Annotated in this window: 14 protein-coding genes; 8 read left to right on the top strand and 6 right to left on the bottom strand. The window is 40.3% G+C overall.

Annotated elements, in window-relative coordinates:
• Positions 1–148: 148 nt before the first annotated feature.
• Complete coding sequence (locus C6Y02_RS14190) at positions 149–1,576, bottom strand: alanine/glycine:cation symporter family protein (protein WP_034664280.1); 1,428 nt, start codon at positions 1,574–1,576, stop codon at positions 149–151.
• A gap of 33 nt (positions 1,577–1,609) precedes the next feature.
• On the bottom strand, positions 1,610–2,590 hold the full coding sequence (locus tag C6Y02_RS14195) for a glutaminase (protein ID WP_106031545.1): 981 nt from the start codon (positions 2,588–2,590) through the stop codon (positions 1,610–1,612).
• A gap of 517 nt (positions 2,591–3,107) precedes the next feature.
• Between C6Y02_RS14195 and C6Y02_RS14200 the strand changes: the two genes are divergently transcribed.
• The 3 genes from C6Y02_RS14200 to C6Y02_RS14210 all read left to right on the top strand — a co-directional run bounded on the left by C6Y02_RS14200 (position 3,108) and on the right by C6Y02_RS14210 (position 6,617).
• Positions 3,108–4,394, top strand: coding sequence for an ATP-binding protein (locus tag C6Y02_RS14200; RefSeq protein ID WP_095285924.1), 1,287 nt, complete (start codon positions 3,108–3,110; stop codon positions 4,392–4,394).
• Positions 4,395–4,398: 4 nt separating this feature from the next.
• Complete coding sequence (locus C6Y02_RS14205; RefSeq protein ID WP_095285925.1) at positions 4,399–5,340, top strand: response regulator; 942 nt, start codon at positions 4,399–4,401, stop codon at positions 5,338–5,340.
• A gap of 191 nt (positions 5,341–5,531) precedes the next feature.
• Complete coding sequence (locus C6Y02_RS14210) at positions 5,532–6,617, top strand: SEC-C metal-binding domain-containing protein (protein WP_034664274.1); 1,086 nt, start codon at positions 5,532–5,534, stop codon at positions 6,615–6,617.
• A 53-nt stretch (positions 6,618–6,670) separates the two neighbouring features.
• Here C6Y02_RS14210 and C6Y02_RS14215 read toward each other — a convergent pair whose 3' ends face one another.
• A complete protein-coding gene (locus C6Y02_RS14215) occupies positions 6,671–7,711 on the bottom strand; it encodes a DUF4352 domain-containing protein (protein ID WP_034664272.1) in 1,041 nt (346 codons plus the stop codon).
• A gap of 454 nt (positions 7,712–8,165) precedes the next feature.
• Between C6Y02_RS14215 and C6Y02_RS14220 the strand changes: the two genes are divergently transcribed.
• On the top strand, positions 8,166–9,095 hold the full coding sequence (locus C6Y02_RS14220; RefSeq protein WP_060595468.1) for an aldo/keto reductase: 930 nt from the start codon (positions 8,166–8,168) through the stop codon (positions 9,093–9,095).
• Between the two features lie 32 nt (positions 9,096–9,127).
• On the opposite strand, the gene C6Y02_RS14225 is transcribed toward C6Y02_RS14220, so the two are convergent.
• A complete protein-coding gene (locus C6Y02_RS14225; RefSeq protein ID WP_095285929.1) occupies positions 9,128–10,093 on the bottom strand; it encodes a sensor histidine kinase in 966 nt (321 codons plus the stop codon).
• Between the two features lie 11 nt (positions 10,094–10,104).
• Positions 10,105–10,806: a LytR/AlgR family response regulator transcription factor gene (locus C6Y02_RS14230; protein ID WP_106031546.1), complete on the bottom strand. Its 702-nt coding sequence runs from the start codon at positions 10,804–10,806 to the stop codon at positions 10,105–10,107.
• A 161-nt stretch (positions 10,807–10,967) separates the two neighbouring features.
• Here C6Y02_RS14230 and C6Y02_RS14235 point away from each other — a divergent pair, with 161 nt between their 5' ends.
• The 3 genes from C6Y02_RS14235 (at position 10,968) to C6Y02_RS14245 (ending at position 13,364) form a co-directional block, all read left to right on the top strand.
• Complete coding sequence (locus C6Y02_RS14235; protein ID WP_024427223.1) at positions 10,968–11,708, top strand: ATP-binding cassette domain-containing protein; 741 nt, start codon at positions 10,968–10,970, stop codon at positions 11,706–11,708.
• On the top strand, positions 11,708–12,883 hold the full coding sequence (locus C6Y02_RS14240) for an ABC transporter permease (RefSeq protein ID WP_106031547.1): 1,176 nt from the start codon (positions 11,708–11,710) through the stop codon (positions 12,881–12,883). Before C6Y02_RS14235 ends, C6Y02_RS14240 begins: the two co-directional genes overlap by 1 nt.
• A 145-nt stretch (positions 12,884–13,028) precedes the next feature.
• Complete coding sequence (locus tag C6Y02_RS14245) at positions 13,029–13,364, top strand: hypothetical protein (protein WP_106031548.1); 336 nt, start codon at positions 13,029–13,031, stop codon at positions 13,362–13,364.
• 100 nt (positions 13,365–13,464) lie between these two features.
• On the opposite strand, the gene C6Y02_RS14250 is transcribed toward C6Y02_RS14245, so the two are convergent.
• Complete coding sequence (locus tag C6Y02_RS14250) at positions 13,465–14,523, bottom strand: DUF4352 domain-containing protein (RefSeq protein WP_106031549.1); 1,059 nt, start codon at positions 14,521–14,523, stop codon at positions 13,465–13,467.
• 538 nt (positions 14,524–15,061) lie between these two features.
• Here C6Y02_RS14250 and C6Y02_RS14255 point away from each other — a divergent pair.
• Entirely contained in the window at positions 15,062–15,490 is a 429-nt protein-coding gene (locus C6Y02_RS14255) for a cell wall hydrolase (RefSeq protein WP_034664257.1), read from the top strand.
• Positions 15,491–15,521: the final 31 nt, after the last annotated feature.

Consider the following 15,521-nt stretch of genomic DNA (forward strand, 5'->3'; position numbering starts at 1 on the left):
ACTTCAACCGGATAACTCACTCTTGTCCCCATAGAAAAAACACCTCCATGTTTTATTTCGGATCACAACGATCCATTTTCAAACTTGAAGGTGTTTTTTATTTGTCTCATCTTATGGGGTCAGTCCCGAGGACCAGAGCTTTTTTTATTTATCCGATTTGATTCTTTTTCAACGAAGCAGGTTCGTCGTCCCAGCATTCAATTTTCTCATTGTTTGGAACGGCATTTTTATAGAAGACAGGGTCCTTGCCTTCTTTTTTCTGTCTCGTATAATCCTTCAATGCTGCAAAGGCGACCTTAGACAGCATGGTAATGGCGATGAGGTTGACGATGACCATGAGTCCCATGAAGAGATCGGCTAGACCCCAAACGAGAGGAACAGTTGCAACTGCACCGAAAAGAACCATTCCAATAACGGCAATTCGATAGATGTTAAGCCAAATTTTGTTGGCACCAAGGAATTCAATGTTCGTTTCACCATAGTAATAGTTACCGATCAATGTACTAAAGGCGAATAGGAAAATCATGATAGCAAGGAATCCAGAGGCCCATGGCCCAATGTGCTGACTGAGTGAAGCCTGTGTTAATTCAATTCCTTGCAGGTTCGTTGTTTTGTACGCATCAGAGAATAGGACAAGGAAGGCTGTGCTCGTACAAATAATTAACGTATCTGTTAATACGCCAAATGCCTGGATTAACCCTTGTTTTACAGGGTGACTTGTCACGGCTGTTGCTGCTGCGTTAGGTGCACTACCCATACCAGCCTCATTCGAGAAGAGACCGCGTTTAATCCCTTGTAATAATGCCCCGCCTAGTGTTCCGCCAGCGAACTGTTCAAACCCGAAGGCATGTTTCACAATCGTACTGATGACACCAGGAAGTTCAGTGATATTTGTCACAATAACAAAGAATGCAATTCCGATATAAGCTAGAGCCAGTACAACGACAATGTATTCAGAAGCTTTTGCAATGGCTTGGATTCCCTTGAAAATGATTGCTGCAAAAATAACTGCCATTACAATACCGACTGTTAAACGGTCTAATCCAAAGGAGTTTTCAAAAGCGACGGTGATCGTATTTGATTGAACCGCATTAAAGACGATTCCAAAAGAAATTGTAATTAGGATCGCAAATAAAATTCCCATCCAGCGCTTGTTTAACCCTTTTTCCATGTAATAAGCAGGTCCACCGCGGAATCCTGTTTTATCTTTCACTTTATACACTTGGGCTAATGTACTTTCAACAAAGCTTGAGGCAGAACCGATAATGGCTACGATCCACATCCAAAAAATTGCCCCAGGTCCACCAATTGCAATGGCGATAGCAATCCCTGTGATATTCCCTGTTCCTACACGTGCCGCCATACTGATGGCAAATGCTTGGAACGGTGATATCCCCTCTTTTTCTTTTCTTCCTTCTTTCAGGACACGCACCATTTCTTTAATCATTCTCACTTGCAGGAAGCGAGTTCTATATGTGAAGTAGACCCCTACTCCAAGTAACAGAGCAATCACAATATAAGTCCAAATAAAATCATTTGTATTTGTTAAATAAGATAGCAAAGCTTTTTCGTTCATAACATCACCTCTTCGAATTCATGACTGTTCATTTTAAAAAATACTGAGATCCCACTCTTTGGCGAGCTTTTTCAGCATCATGACACCGGTAATACTATTTCCGCAATCGTCAATGGCGGGACCATAAATACCGATTCCGCAGCCTGTTTGAAATGGGAATTCTCTTCTTGCGCTTGGCGGAACGCAAGCCATAATTCCTCCAGACACACCACTTTTGGCTGGAACGCCTACGAAAGCAGCAAAATTACCAGATGCATTATACATGCCGCATGTCAGCATCAATGCCTTTGTTAGTCTTGCGATATCCTTTGGTATGACTTGGACCTGTTTAAAGGGATGGTAGCCATCACTTGAAATAATCAGTCCAATCAAGGCGATGTCCTCTGTTGTGACCTCGATGGAACATTGCTTTAAATACACTTCTAATGTCTCTTCGACATCTGATTCTAAGTAATTGGTTTCTTTTAAGTAATAAGCAAGAGCACGGTTGCGGTGCGCAGTTGCCCATTCTGATTGAAAAACCTCTTCATTAACAGATGGACGCTTTCCTATTAAGTTTTCGATTAAATCGAAAATATATGCTAGCTTTTCTGTAGAAGTCTTTCCGGGAAGGATGGAGGATACGGTAATAGCTCCAGCATTAATCATTGGATTAAAGGGCTTCCCCGGTTTATGCATCTCAAGGCGGTAGATGGAATTAAATGCATCACCAGTTGGCTCTACATCTACCCGGTCCAAGACGTAAGGAACGCCTCTTCCTAAACAGGCAGCTATAAAGCTGATGACTTTTGAGATACTTTGCAGGGTAAAGGGAACGTCCCAATCACCATATCGTACAGATGATCCATCTGGGCCTATCACGCTGATACCAAGTTGAGAGGAATTCACTTTTCCGAGTGCTGGAATGTAGCCAGCATTCTGCCCGTTTTTGTAATACGGACGTATTTCTTCTGCCCATTGATCAACAGAAGACTGGCATGCGTGTTGTGTATTATTAGAAATTGCTGTTTTCATACGATTCCTCCAATCAAAAATCAAAAAGTACCCTATTGAATTGGCGGATGACAAAAAATGCGATCAAATAGGCACGAAAACATGTTACACATCTTCAAAGAACTTGTCATGCGCTGCTTGTACCACTCCTTTACACCTAAATATATGTTCAATTGAAGGCTTTGGCGGCGAAAAAACAAAAAGGGTTTTTAGTGAAAATTCAGAAAACGCTTACATATAGTTTCACTAAAATTGTTCATTTAATTTATCTTGGAAACTACACAATCTGACGAAAATCTACAGAAAAACTTACAAATAAAAATCGGTTTGTCGATGATTGTCTAAACAATTCCCATTATTGTAGACAATCACCAAAACGCTGAATAGCTGAAAGGTCACCATGCCGTCTCGGAGAATAGTCATAAAAAAGGATTTTGGGGAAAGAAGGAGCCGTGAAAATTATTTTTTTGCACATTGTGAAGAAAAGAGTCTCCTTGTATACTGTGGCTATGCAAAAAGGGGAAGGGATGTCAGTCATTTGAGTTTAAACCAGCTTGTCAAAAAAGACGCATTCATTTTAATTTTTATGGTGGTTATTGTGCCGCTTGCAGGAGAACTGAAGTTTTATCCTGTGAATGAGACGTTCCGGATCAGCTTTGGCGCACCTGCGTTTTTCTTTTGTTTATTACTCTTAAGGAAATCTAGACCGTTTTTGCCTGGGTTTTTAACAGGCGCAGCCATTGTGCTTTTTCGAGTAGGCTTAGATCTGATTCAGCATAATGCTGGACTGGCTGCATCATTTTATCAGCAATTCCCAAGTTTCTTCTTCTATTTTACATATGCTTTCCTGTTTTTTGCCGTCCGTACGGGACGTTTTAAACAGCGCTCTATTTTTATTGGGATCATTGGTCTCATGATCGAATTAGTAGCTGATTTTGTTGAGCTGTTTGTACAATTTTTAGTGTTTGATACGACGATGACATTATCAAAGCTGAGTGATATGTTTCTCATTGCGTTTGCTCACAGCTTTGTGGTGATCAGCTTTTTTAATATGATGAAGCTGTACGAGGCACAATCAAGAGAGAAGCAGATCATGAAACAAAATGAGCATATGATGATGGTCATTTCAAATTTATATGAAGAAACGGTTCATTTAAAGAAAACGTTAAAACATACAGAGCATATTACGCAAGAATCATACAGACTTTATCGTCTGCTGCATGAACACGAAGCAGGCAAGAAAGTGAGTCAGGAGCTGTTGAAGCTCGCAGGAGAAATCCATGAAGTGAAAAAGGACAATCAGCGTATTTATGCTGGTCTTTCGAAGCTGATTTCTAAGGAAAATATGCAAGACTATATGAAGGCTGAAGAGCTGGTTCAGATTGTCATCCGCATTCAAGAGAAATATGCGTTATCTCTAGGGAAAAACATCTCTTTTACATCTGATATAAGGGGCATTCATTTGCATGATTACCATGTGTTCATTTTCTTATCGCTCATTAATAATTTAATGGCAAATGCGGTTGAAGCCATAAAGGATACTGGAATGATCTCACTCGTATTAAAAGGAAGTCATGATAAAATAGAGATTCGGATTGAAGATGATGGCCCGGGGATTCCTGAAAAAATGAGAGAAATTGTATTTGATCCAGGCTATACTTCTAAATTTGATGCATATGGAACACCATCAACTGGGATTGGATTATCCTATGTGAAAGAGTTGGTTAAAGAGCTTGGCGGTCAAATTAAAATCGAACAAAGAGAAACAAAGGGAACAGCTTTTCAGCTAATCCTTCCTATACAAAATTTAATACAGAGAGGGTGAGTGTATGCGGTTTTTCATTGCAGATGATGATCGTGCAATACGCTCGATTTTAGGACAAATCATTGAGGATGAAGATTTAGGAGAGGTCGTGGATGAAGCCGATGACGGAGTTGGATTAGAAGCACATTCATTGAACCTAAAAAAAATAGACATCCTTCTGATTGACCTTTTAATGCCTGCTAGAGACGGCATTCAAACGATTCGTCATATTCACCCTGAATTCAAAGGTAAAATCATGATGATTTCCCAAGTAGAGGCGAAAGAGATGATGGCAGAAGCCTATGAATTAGGGATCGAATATTATATTCATAAACCTGTCAATCGAATTGAGATCGTCAGTGTGATTCGAAAAGTCATGGAGCGTATTAAGCTGGAGAAATCGATATATGATATTCAAGCTTCCCTTCGCCATGTGCTGCCGTTAGAGCCTGTAATTTCTCATGATACGACGGGTGCTGGGGCGAAAAAAAGGACAATGAAAGAGGCAGGGGAATTTCTCTTATCCGAACTGGGAATTGTCGGAGAGAGCGGATCTAAGGATTTACTAGAGATCCTGATCTACTTACATGAAACACAGTCAGCCAATTCTCATGAGGTCAATTTCCCGCCGCTAAAGCAACTCTTTATCAAAACAGCGGAGAGGAAGCTGGATGATGGGGCAACCGATGTCGAAGTGATGAGAGAAGTGAAAGCAGCAGAGCAGCGGATTAGACGCGCTATTCATCATTCCTTGAATCATTTTGCTTCACTAGGATTAACAGATTTCTCGAATCCTAAGTTTGAGCACTATGCGTCGAAGTTTTTTGACTTTACCGATGTCAGCCAAAGAATGAAAGAAATGCAGAAGACCTCTTCATCCGCAGGATCGACAGGCAGAGTCAATACGAAGAAGTTTGTTCAAATCTTTTATTTTGAAGCAAAGCAGTTATTTGAAGGAATGAGCTGAAGAAAAACTGTTGGAATGATTGGAGAAAATAAACAGAAAAAGACTGCTATTCCTATGATCTGTCGTGATCTTCATGTACCTTTGTTATTTAACTGATCATTCTGATTTTTCTTTTTTCTTGAAAATAAAACTCTCCTGTGCAATCGTTTGTTAAAATAGTGAGGTTAGACTAGAATGTCGGAGGTTTTATTTTGGGAAAAATTAAACGAAATGCGCTCTGCCCATGCGGAAGCGGAAAAAAATATAAACATTGCTGTGGTCAAAAGTCAGGCGGAGAACAAACGTCTGAGCTTGTGTTTAAGGAAGCTGTACAAGTTCAAAAGGATTTAATGAACTATGCTTTCTCTAAGCATCAGAGAGCCATTAATCAATTCATTAATGAGTTTTCTTTCCTTGCAGATATGGATAAAGAAACGCAACAAATTTCAGTTTTCCATTTAAGTGTATGGGGCATTTTCTTCCGTCCATTAACGGATCAGAAAGAAACCATCTTCCAAGAATTCCTGACAAAGAAAGCAGAGGATATTACCCGTCCGAAAACAAAACAAGTGGTTCAATCATGGACAGACATGGAACCATCTTTGCTTTTATTAAATGAAAAAACGGACGAGTCTCTTTACTTTGAGAATATGGTGACAGCTGAGAAGGTTGAAGTAGATGTAAAACCTGATCAAACAGTGCTTCCTGAAAAAGGAAGTCTCGTGCTTGGATTCCCTGTTCAATTTGAAGAAAAAGCAGAGTTTTTCATTCAATATACGATGTTTGCAAAAGAGTTTACAGATACGCTTCTTCTTCAAGTTCGTCAGCTTGTTGAAGCATATGAGGCAAATGGAGGAACGCGCAGCACATTTATGAGAGAATCATTCCCTGACGTGCTGAAGTGCATGTTTGCGAAGCAAGAAGTAGAAGAATCAGAAACATCTGCTCAAACAGAAGGCGATACAGGTCTAACAGCAGATCGCATGGACTGGGCAAGTGATGTTCAGCTGGAAACAGCTAAGCTGATTGAAGACGGAATGAAGGAACACGGGGACCAAAGCCTGACTGATGGCGCTTTAACTGTGTGGAAAGCCTATTGTGATCAGAAATCACCTGTAATCCGTAAAGCGGCATCATTTGCTGCGGGAATCGAATATTACATTCATTCACTTGCAAGCGATGCACCGCTTTCTCAAGCGCAAATAGCGAAAAAGTATGGCATTAGTGCGTCTACTGTATCGAGCCGTTTTAAAGATATTGAAAAAGCGGTGAAAGAAGAGCAAGAGGCGACTGTATAGCATAAGAAAAGACGCGGCACCTTCATGGGCCAGCGTCTTTTTTTAGTTCATGATTATCTTGTTTTAATAAAACCGCTCATGTACTGCGATGTATTATAATCGTTGAGGTCAATTTTCCACTGACCATCCCCATTACGTTTCATTTTCACTTCGTATTCAGCTGGGCTGGAGACTGGAGGAAGCTTTTCGAATTCAGATGCGTACATGTTTAAGCTTTTCTTATACAATTCTTCTTTAGAGCGGATCTTGCCGTTGTAAAACTCGTCTCTTTGCTTGTCTAGCTTGTCTTTTAAGTTAGAAGCATCAAGGCCTGTTACTTTAGCGACAACCTTCGCCTCGTCATCAGAGATGGTTTTTACACTTGTTTCTACTTTGGCTTTATCCTTCATGGTGTTTTGAATACGTTTGTACATAGACAGAATATCACGGTCACTTACTTCATTTCCGTAAATGCCGGCACTTCTTTTGAAGTCTTTCACAAACATGTCGTGGTATTTATTGACGACATCTGACTGGTTGTCACCCGTTAAATCTGCAAACTGATCGTTCTTTTTGTCAAAGACAATCATATCGGTATAAGCGGATAGCGCCTTTGCAGGGTTATCCAGCTTTTTCGCTGTATCCAGTATTTTGTTTCCATCTAGGTTGATTTCAATCGAATCACTGTTTTTCTTGATGCTGTCTTGGTACACGAACTGATATTTTTTCCCTTTGTCTACTAGGAAATAAAGAGCACCTGATTGTGATTTGCCTTTGTTCAATGAACCGAGGTCAAGACGGTCTTTACTGCCGTAAAATTTTAAATCAGTTACTTTGGCATCGTCCTGATAAAGGGAGAAGTCAGAGCTATATAATGAAAGAGCCTTGTCACCTTTGTTTGTAATCGTCAGGTTGACTTTTAGTACCAATTCATTGTCTCTTAGCGTAGTTGTTGAGTCTTCTGGTAACGTATATTCGTAGCTGTTGACTTTTACCTCTGCTGTTTTTGTTGATTTTTGATCAGTGTTGCTTGATTTTGCTGAGCTCTGGCAGGCTGCAGAGATGATCATCACGAATGAAATCATGAGGAGTGCACTTATTTTTTTTAGATTCACAGTTGATGCTCCTTTGCTTTTCTTTCGTCATTTCATTCCCGCTATCTGACTATGAAAAAAGAAACAGATAGGATGGTATATTCGGGTGTTACAGGGGAAAATCTCCTTATGACGATTTGCACTTTTCATTCTATCGAAATTCGATCATGATGAGGAATAGGTTTTAGTCCCTATCTTTGAAAAAAATTTACACAAACATCTTTAATAAAAGGAATTTTGTAAGTCTAATATACTAGTTAATAAGAATTAATTTATAGATTTATCATGGGTTTTAAATGTTTTTTAGGTAAAAATTTTGAAGTGGAGGTGTTAATGCTTTCAGAGAGATGACTATATGTCCATTTATTTTCTCACCGTCCACCTCCCAGTTAATTTTCAGAGAGCAGGATACTTGAATGTTGAAAAGGATTCATGGGAAAATAAGGATGATTAAGCGGATAAGGGAGATGAGCTTTTGAAAAAGGTAACGCTTGGACGAACTGATTTACAGGTGAATCCGATAGGGCTTGGTACGAATGCGGTAGGTGGACATAATTTGTTCCCGAACCTGAGTGAAGATGCCGGACGAGAGCTTGTGGAGACGGCTCTTGATCAAGGTGTCAATTTCTTAGATTCTGCTTTTATTTATGGGCTGGGCCGTTCAGAGGAATTGATCGGTGAGATCATTGCCAAAAGAGGCGGCAGAGAAAACCTTGTCCTTGCGACAAAGGGGGCTCATAAAGAAGTAAACGGACAAATTGAACTGGATAACAGCCGGGACTTTTTAAGAGAGCAGGTCGAAAATAGCCTGAAACGACTGCAAACAGATTATATTGATTTATACTATATGCATTTCCCGGACGGCCGGACGCCGCTGGAAGAAGTAGCAGGCACATTAAAGGAATTGAAGGATGAAGGAAAAATCAGGGCAATTGGTGCATCAAACCTTGATTTCGAACAGCTTCAAGCCTTTAATCGAGATGGCTACTTAGACGTGCTTCAGTCGGAGTATTCTCTGCTGAAACGTGAGGCAGAGCAGGATCTTCTCCCATACTGTGTCGAGCATCGTATTTCCTTTATTCCGTATTTCCCGTTGGCGTCAGGCCTGTTGACTGGGAAATTTACGAAGGATGCGACATTTGATGATATTCGAGCAAAAGACCCGCTTTTCCAAGGCGAGGCGTTCCTTCAAAACCTCGAAAAAGTAGACAAGCTGAAGGCAATTGCACAATCAAAGAACGCTGAAACGGCACACGTCGCACTGGCTTGGCTTTTAGCGCAGGACGGCATCGACGCCATCATTCCAGGTGCAAAACGAGCTGAGCAAGTTCTGCAAAACTTAAAAACAAACGATGTTCAATTAACAAAAGAGGAAATCAATCAAATTGATCACATTTTCTCTTAACATAAAAAAGGTGCCTAGCTGCACCTTTTTTTTTATGACATCGTGAGGGGGATTTTGATGACGAGCCGCAAATTTGGAGAACGGTAAGTGAAATCAAGTGTACCGTCTGCCTTTTCAACAAGCTGATGAATGATATACGTCCCCATTCCTTGATGATCGCCGCCTTTTGTCGAGCGGCCATAGGTTTTGAACAAATGGTCTAACACGTGTTTTTCCATTCCTTTTGTGCTGTTCTCACAATGGATTAAAAAGAGCCCGCTCCGAATAGAGGTCGTGATTGAGATGCTTCCCTCGTTCCCGGCTTGCTTCGCTTCAATCGCCGCATCTAGGGCATTATCAAGAAGGTTGCCAGTAAAACTAACCTGATCCGCCTTAGAAAAGGGAAGCGATGAAAATGGTGCTTGAAGGTCTAGTGAAAGGGCAATGTCCTCTTTTTCAGCCCGCTCAAAAAAGGGGTGCAAGGTTGAGGCCAAATAAGCATTTTCTCCTTTAATCCATGGGAAATGTTTCACGTATTGCTGAATCAAATCCTTGATCTCATGTTCGTCGTTCGACGTGGAAAAGGCATTTAAATGTCTAGCTGTTTCATGATGTTTACTGCGCAGCTCAAGCAGCAATTCATTGGTTCTTGATTCTGCGTTGATCAGCTCTTGAAGCCGTCCATTTAACCGTCTCTCCGTCTGCATCATCTTCAATGAAAGGATATCTGCTGTCATGATGATCATCAAAGCCAAAAGAGAGCTCAGCCCATTTCCTTGCGTCAGAAAAAGGGAAAGACCTGCACAGGTGAAGAGCACAAAAGCGCCCAGCATCACATAATCACTCACATGAGGCAAAAACCTTTTGTATATGAAGAATGTATAAAGACAAATCACACAAAAGGTGAGGAGCCACAGCACTCCTGATGATAGCGGCAGAAAAGCTTCAGCAGCTGCAAGAAACGCAAGACCTAGCCATATGAGAATATAAATGCGGAATCCAAGATAGAAAGCGTTCACGTTCGTTCTCCTTAAAAATAGTATTTCTTAAAGTATTCTAATTGCTGCTTGGTCATCATGGCTTTTTTATCCGTACCTTCAAAAGACACGATAAACGAATTTTTGGCATACGCCGAGAAGTTCTTAATGTAATGAATATTGATGATAAACGATCGGTGGGAGCGGATAAAATCTTTTTCAGCCAGATCGCCCTTTAACTCGTTTAATGTCTGATATGTCTGGATATCTCCTGTTGTTGTGACAATGGTGGTTGACCGGCCTGTTCGCTCAACAAAAATGACATCCTTCTTTTGCAGCACATGAATATCTGACTGCTGCTTAATGAGAAGCCGTCCATGAATGCTTTTCTCCTGCTTGGTGGACAGATAGCGATCTAAGGATTTGGCAATTCGATCGGCTTGGTAGGGCTTCATAATATAATCATGAACATTTAAATCAAACGCATGGACCGCATATCCACTATTTCCTGTCACAAATACAACATCGACATTCAGTGCGTGAGAGTGAATGAGATCCGCTAATTCATAACCGGACATTCCGGGCATTTCAATGTCTGCGAACAACAGATCAATGTCTCCCTGTTTGACCTTCTTATATGCATCCTCTGCTGACTGCGTGACAAAGACAATGTCTACAGCCTCCATTCTGCCTACAATGGCATGCAGCTTTTCTAAATCTATTCGGTAATCATCAACGAGACCTACTTTTATCATAAAAATCACCTGTGACTCTTCTTATTATTTGTCTATTTTACCATTTGTTTTTTTAAAATAGATCATTTCAAGACAGAAAAAGGACGTTTCGCGACATTTTTATGTCAGGGAAGCGTTATTTTTTCTATCATAGACTTAGAAAGTTGAAAGGGGCGAACCAAATGATTACTCTCAGCGATTGCAGCTGCTGGTTTAAAGATAAGAAAAAAGTCGTGAAAGCAATGAAACACATGACGTTCTCCGTGAAGGAAGGGGAAGTCGTTGGCATCTTAGGAGAAAATGGTGCAGGAAAAACCACATTATTGCGCGCCGTAGCCACATTATTAGAGCCTACGCACGGAACAGTCACTGTCGCAGGCTTTGATACGGTGAAAGAAGCAACTGAAGTGAAAAAGCGAATTGGTGTTTTGTTTGGCGGTGAGACAGGGCTTTACGATCGTTTGACGGCACGAGAAAATCTTGAATACTTTGGCAAATTATATGGCTTAGATCAGCATGAAATCAAAGCAAGAATAGAGGATCTGGCAAAGCGTTTTGGGATGAGACAATATATGGATCGCAAGGTGAAAGGATTCTCAAGAGGAATGAAACAAAAGGTGGCAATTGCCAGAACCTTGATTCATGATCCTGACATTATCTTATTTGATGAGCCGACAACAGGCTTGGATATCACATCAAGTAATATTTTCAGAGACTTTATTCATCAGCTCAAGCAGCAAAATAAAACCATCCTTTTTTCAAGCCACATCATGGAAGAAGTCAGCCAGCTTTGTGACAGTGTCATGATGATTCATCAAGGAGAGCTTGTGTACAAAGGGACACTTCCAGAATTATATACACAGGAACAAAGTGATGACTTGAACTATATCTTTATGTCGAAGCTCGCTAGGGGGATTTCATAATGTGGAAAACCGTATTTTTAAAAGAAATGACAGATGCACTCAGGGACCGAAAAACCTTACTCTTAACAGTGCTGATTCCTCTTTTGACGATGCTTGGACTGGTGTTCTTTTATGAAAGCATGATTGCAGATCCAGGGGATGAAACCTATACGGTCGCAATCAATGAAAAGCTTCCAACTGAAATGAATCAAATGATCAAAGAGGTCAAAAACCTCACGCTTGAAACATTTGATGACCCGCAGCAAGCTGTCAAAGAAGGGAAGGCGAATGCTTACCTGGAAATGCCGAAAGAGGCTGACGACATGCTTCAGCATCAAAAATCATTTGAGATTAAAATTCATGGGTACACAACAGATGATGATTCTGTCATAACGGTTCAAATGCTGCAATCCTTACTGGAGCTGTATCAAAACCAAGTCGTAGAAAAGCGTTTAGCAGCTGATCAAATTAATACGTCTGTTATTCATCCATTTCAGGTGCAGGCCGTTGATGTAGAAGAAGGCGATGAAGGGGAAAATGGAATGACCGCTATGCTTTTGTCGATTCTCCTTCCGATGATTTTGGTGACCTCCGTTATCTCAGGAGCTTTGCCAGCTGCGCTTGATATTGTAGCGGGTGAAAAAGACCGGAAATCCATTGAAGCGTTGTTCCTGACACCTGCCAGCAGACTTCATATTCTCATAGGAAAATGGCTTGCTGTCTCTATGTTTGGTATTTTAAGTGGAATTGTAGCAATCGGTATGCTGCTTCTATCCACGCTGCTCTTTACAGAAAAGCTAAAACAAGCACTGAACTTTGGTGATCAAATGTGGAGCATTATCGCCGTCATGTTTGCGGCACTTATCATCTTCTCATTCATGGTATCGATGATTGAACTGCTACTCAGTGTCATTTCAGGCTCAGTCAAAGAAGCGCAGTCGTACATGTCCATGATCATTACATTAGGTGTGATCCCAATGTTCTTTACCATGAGAGCAGGTGCTACGCAGCTAGATACGTACTACTTTGCTGTCCCATTCCTTAATATTCATGCATTGTGTAAGCAATTGATGTTTGGCATCATCGATCCGATGTCCATCACTCTGACACTCGGCTCCTCAGCCCTCGCAGTCGTCATCTTGTTTGTCATCGTGAGAAGCTTGTTTATGAAAGAGAAATGGATGCTTGCGAAATAAAGAAAGTAAAACTTGTAGATTATTCTACAAGTTTTTTTATATCCAGAGATTCATATAAAAGAGGTTCACGATCGGGTTAAAGAAATGGCATAATAGAAGAGAACTTACATTATTATCCTAATTTGATTAAAGAGGTGATTGGTGTATGTCTTATCAAACAGATGACGATGATGTGCTAGAGTTATGTAATATATATGCTCAACAAACACACCATTTTGAAGCGTTTATTTTGGGGAACAGGAAAGGGTTATTGGAATTAAGAAAAGCAATAGATGAAGCGTTAGAAACGGGCAGTTCCGTTGCACATTTATATCCATCTGATTTTGAAGGATACGAAACTTATATTGCTTTAGTAGACGATGAGCAAAGGTTTGAGAAATTAACCACTCCTTATGTAGAGGAATACGCACAAGAGGAGGATGCTGTTGATCCGGTTGAGGTGATAAAAGAGTATGAAGCGGCAAAAGAAAATCCTTCGTAATAGACCGTATCTTACTTTCTTGGCTGTATTTCGGAATCAAATATAGGAATCAACCGAAAAAACGATAAATGAAAAACCCCCGTTTTCCGGGGGTTTTTCTTTAGTTCTTGATGAACTTTTCAACTAATGAGCTTGTTTTGTAATCGTTCAAATCAAGTTTCCATTGGTCGATGTCATTTTTCTTCATGTTGACTTCTACTGTTTCTTCAGAAGAGGATGGTCCTAATTTTTTGAACTCTTCTGGGTAGATCGAGAGTAAATATTTTTGTGCTTCATCATAAGACGCTGTACGGTTTTTGCTGTAGAACTCAGTCGCCTTTTCTTTTAAACGATCGACAAGCGGGCTTGCATCAATTGGTGTAAGGGTCACAGTCACAACGGCTTTATCGCCACTGATGGCTTTTGTTTTTGTTGATACTTTTGATTTTTCAGCTAATGTTTCTTTTACAGCTTTTAGAAGCTTATCAAGGTTTTCGTCCTTCGCTGAGCTAGAAGAAATACCTGATGACGTGATGTAGCCTTGTTTGAATGATTTATCAAATTCGTTGATAACGGTTGATTTGTTATCACCTGTTAGTTTTTCGAACTCGTCGTTATTCTTACCAAAAATCATCACATCAATATAAGAAGAAAGAGCTTTTGCAGATGCTTGAAGTGTATCTGCTTTTTTCATTAAGTCTTTCCCTTTAATATCGAACTCTAGTGTTTTGTCATCTTTTTTAGAACCACTGCCTGGCTCATTGTACACAAGCTGATAGTCTTTGTCTTTGTCAACAACAAAGAAAAGACCGCCTTTTGATACTTTGTCTGCATTTAGAGAGCTTGAAGATAATACTTCGTTGTAGTCATCTGGAGAGATCGTAGACACCTGTGCGTCATCTTGGTAAAGCGTGAAGTTGCTTTTATCAACATTTAGAGGCTCTTTGCTGATATTTTTTACAGATACATTCACTTTTAGAACATACTGATCATCCTGTACAGATGTATCGTATTGAGGTGGCAATGTGTATTCAGCACTTTCTACCTTTACCTCTGCTGCATCAAGGGATTTTGTATCTTTTTCCTTTGCAGCTGACTTTTCTTTTCCACCACTACAAGCAGCAGCGACAACAGTGACACACAAGATCAGAAGAAACAGGGATAATTTCTTTTTAAACATGACGTGTTTTCCTCCTCGGGTTTATGATGAATTTCATTGGAAAGCTTTAGTTCATATCGTTCTTTTTGCACAAAAAGAAAAATACTGTATGTTTTTTACTGTAGAATGAAGCGAAAGTACTGTCAATACTTCAGTGCGTTTCAAAGGTCGCACAGCTTCAAGTAGTAAAAATGACACTAAGTTGAGAGGAGAAACTTGTAATTTATGATGTGATATCTCCTGTAAAAACTCAACATTTTATATTTTAAGGTTTTGAGTCGGATTATTGAATAGGTTCAAATGACTGTTTTTGACGAAGGTGTAGCAATTAGAAGGATTTTTATGACTTGTAAATGAGTCTATAGTAATGAATATTTTTTCCTGTTATGTGTATGATCACTTGGTTTGTGTGTTGTTGGCAGAGAGACACATGTCCAGCAAAATGTTGAGGTGTTTAGACAGGCTCTCGACACTGAATGTGTCTTTTCCCGTCAAAATGGCAGTCATCTACACAGAAAGACCACATAAAATAAAAGAGAAACGAAATGGAGGTGGATGTATGGCAGTGGTAAGAGCGACAAGCTCTGATATTGATCTAATGGCCAGACTGCTGAGAGCGGAGGCAGAAGGTGAAGGGAAGCAAGGGATGCTGCTCGTAGGAAATGTGGGCATCAACCGGTTGCGTGCCAACTGCTCTGACTTTAAAGGGCTGCGTACGATTCCACAAATGATTTATCAGGAGCATGCATTTGAAGCGGTCACGCATGGTTACTTTTATCAGCGAGCAAGAGAAACGGAAAAAGCACTAGCGCGGAGGAATATTAACGGAGAACGATTTTGGCCGGCAAAATTCAGCCTTTGGTATTTTAAACCGCCTGGAAATTGTCCACCGACTTGGTACAATCAGCCGTTTGTGGCAAGGTATAAGTCGCATTGCTTTTATCAGCCAACCGGTGAAACATGTGAAAATGTCTATAACACCTTTTAGCTTGATGAACAGCACAATCCTCTTAGTCAAC

Source organism: Bacillus sp. NMCC4, assembly GCF_002998555.1.
GTDB lineage: Bacteria > Bacillota > Bacilli > Bacillales > Bacillaceae > Bacillus.

Bases quoted from the DNA above. Each gene is read 5' to 3' on its own strand.
- C6Y02_RS14250 (WP_106031549.1), bottom strand. From the start codon at position 14,523: ATGTTTAAAAAGAAATTATCCCTGTTTCTTCTGATCTTGTGTGTCACT.
- C6Y02_RS14255 (WP_034664257.1), top strand. From the start codon at position 15,062: ATGGCAGTGGTAAGAGCGACAAGCTCTGATATTGATCTAATGGCCAGA.
- C6Y02_RS14245 (WP_106031548.1), top strand. From the start codon at position 13,029: ATGTCTTATCAAACAGATGACGATGATGTGCTAGAGTTATGTAATATA.
- C6Y02_RS14240 (WP_106031547.1), top strand. From the start codon at position 11,708: ATGTGGAAAACCGTATTTTTAAAAGAAATGACAGATGCACTCAGGGAC.
- C6Y02_RS14195 (WP_106031545.1), bottom strand. From the start codon at position 2,590: ATGAAAACAGCAATTTCTAATAATACACAACACGCATGCCAGTCTTCT.
- C6Y02_RS14190 (WP_034664280.1), bottom strand. From the start codon at position 1,576: ATGAACGAAAAAGCTTTGCTATCTTATTTAACAAATACAAATGATTTT.
- C6Y02_RS14235 (WP_024427223.1), top strand. From the start codon at position 10,968: ATGATTACTCTCAGCGATTGCAGCTGCTGGTTTAAAGATAAGAAAAAA.
- C6Y02_RS14230 (WP_106031546.1), bottom strand. From the start codon at position 10,806: ATGATAAAAGTAGGTCTCGTTGATGATTACCGAATAGATTTAGAAAAG.
- C6Y02_RS14205 (WP_095285925.1), top strand. From the start codon at position 4,399: ATGCGGTTTTTCATTGCAGATGATGATCGTGCAATACGCTCGATTTTA.